The following is a 1,715-nucleotide window of genomic DNA, read 5'->3' on the forward strand; positions in this document are numbered from 1 at the left end:
CACCCCCAAGGGGCATCGTACGCGGATTGAGGGGGTAAAAGTGAATCATCCGAGATAATTGTGAGTAGAAACACCCAAAAATCTGTGCAACTCTAGCATCACCCAGTTAGGAATCCCTAAAAATTGACGTGAGGGCATGAATTAAATCTTCTTAACCTATAAAACGTCAAAAATTAGACTATTGACAACTATTAATTCCCAGCATATATCGCCAGCATTATGATAATAAAGCATTACTGCTGAATCAACAATTATTTAAATGTAAGTCTGTTTTACCAATCAATCATCGACTTCATTTCACAACGAGAAATAATAAGACCGACAGGTGACTGGAAATAAATTTAATATCGCCAACCGTTCGGATGTCAAATTAGAAACTTGTTGAATCCCTTGAATACAAACGGCATGAATCGATTGAAAACTTTGGAATATCCAGCGCAAAGTAGGTCGATTGGTTCCTTTGCCCAATTGATTTTTTACGGTTTTATTAGTGAGTTGCAAGTTTTGACGCAGTAACCTTTGACCTAAAGTATAAACCAACAAACACAAACCCATTACCAAAGTTAAAGCCTCGATTCTTTCTGGCGACTTTATAAACACGCTATCCGTAAAAAATAGGGGGTCTTTCAGGAACCCAAACCCTCTCTCTGCTGCCTGCTGTTCCTTATATTTTACAATCATTTCATCGGGATTTAATTGCTCTGATCCAGAACATTAGTAGCTAAGATAAATCTGCCACTAGCTTTGGTTTCTTTAGCTATCACGTTAGCATCTAGTTCTAGTTGTGCTTGAACTTTAAATATCAAGCTAGGGCTAGATTTATCATGAGAACTGGTGGAATTCGTACCGGGTTTTGCTGTCGCTTGTCTGCTGCTAATTTGGGTTAAATTATGATATTTTAGTTGTTTTGATAAACGACTTGCTGCTGCCGAGGCATCGGCCGAACAGGCAAATTCAATATTTGATAATTCTCGCAACTTTTTCTGACCCTCAGTTTCAGCTTTTTTGAGGTTTTTTTCTAATTTGCGTCGGTCAGAATCACGACGTAAACTGCTCTCTACTACTAACCATCTTTGTTCAATTCCACCATAATTACTTTTGTGTTCTGACCAACGATATCCCGTCACTGAACTATCCTGAAATTCTGATTCATTTAATTGAGATACCAGTTGCTGTGCTTTTTTCAGGCTTAGTGGTACACGAGTTAGCCATCTTAAATTGGTTAACATTTCTAAATTTGGAGCGGTATATAGTGCGCTATCCGCTACCATTAAACTGTCGAGATTTAACTGTTTCTTGAATTCCTGAAAAATTGAGGCGAAGACAGAATTATCTGATTCATTTCCTCTTATCTGCTCGTAAAAATATTGGCACATCTCCATCTCCACTACAAATTAGATCTAAAATAAACTGTTTTAAGTCGGGACGATGGTCGCGAGAATAGCCGTAGGTAATCTGAATTGGTGTTGGAGATGTTTGATGGTTGATTGATTAATTATCTAATTGATTACTATCCATTTCTGTGCTATAAAAAGATACTGATGGCAATTCTTCCTCATATTTACCATGTAGATGAAATGAACTTGAGTCCAAGTGAGACCTGTCGGTTTTTAGCTCGAATTTTTGAGCTGCTGACAGGGCAATGGTTGTGAATATTTCGGTAATTCCTGCCAAATATAATTTATCTAATACTCTGCCTAAACGGTCATCATTCA

Annotated in this window: 2 pseudogenes; both read right to left on the bottom strand. The window is 37.6% G+C overall.

The annotated features are described in order from the left end of the window. Positions 1-297 precede the first annotated feature (297 nt). Positions 298-1,473 (bottom strand): annotated as a pseudogene (locus tag QT974_RS34885) (IS1634 family transposase); the annotation flags it as partial. Positions 1,474-1,529: 56 nt separating this feature from the next. Next, positions 1,530-1,715: pseudogene (locus tag QT974_RS34080) on the bottom strand (DUF4277 domain-containing protein); the annotation flags it as partial.

The sequence above is a fragment of the Microcoleus sp. BM001215392 genome (assembly GCF_036700185.1).
Taxonomy (GTDB): Bacteria; Cyanobacteriota; Cyanobacteriia; order Cyanobacteriales; family Microcoleaceae; genus Microcoleus.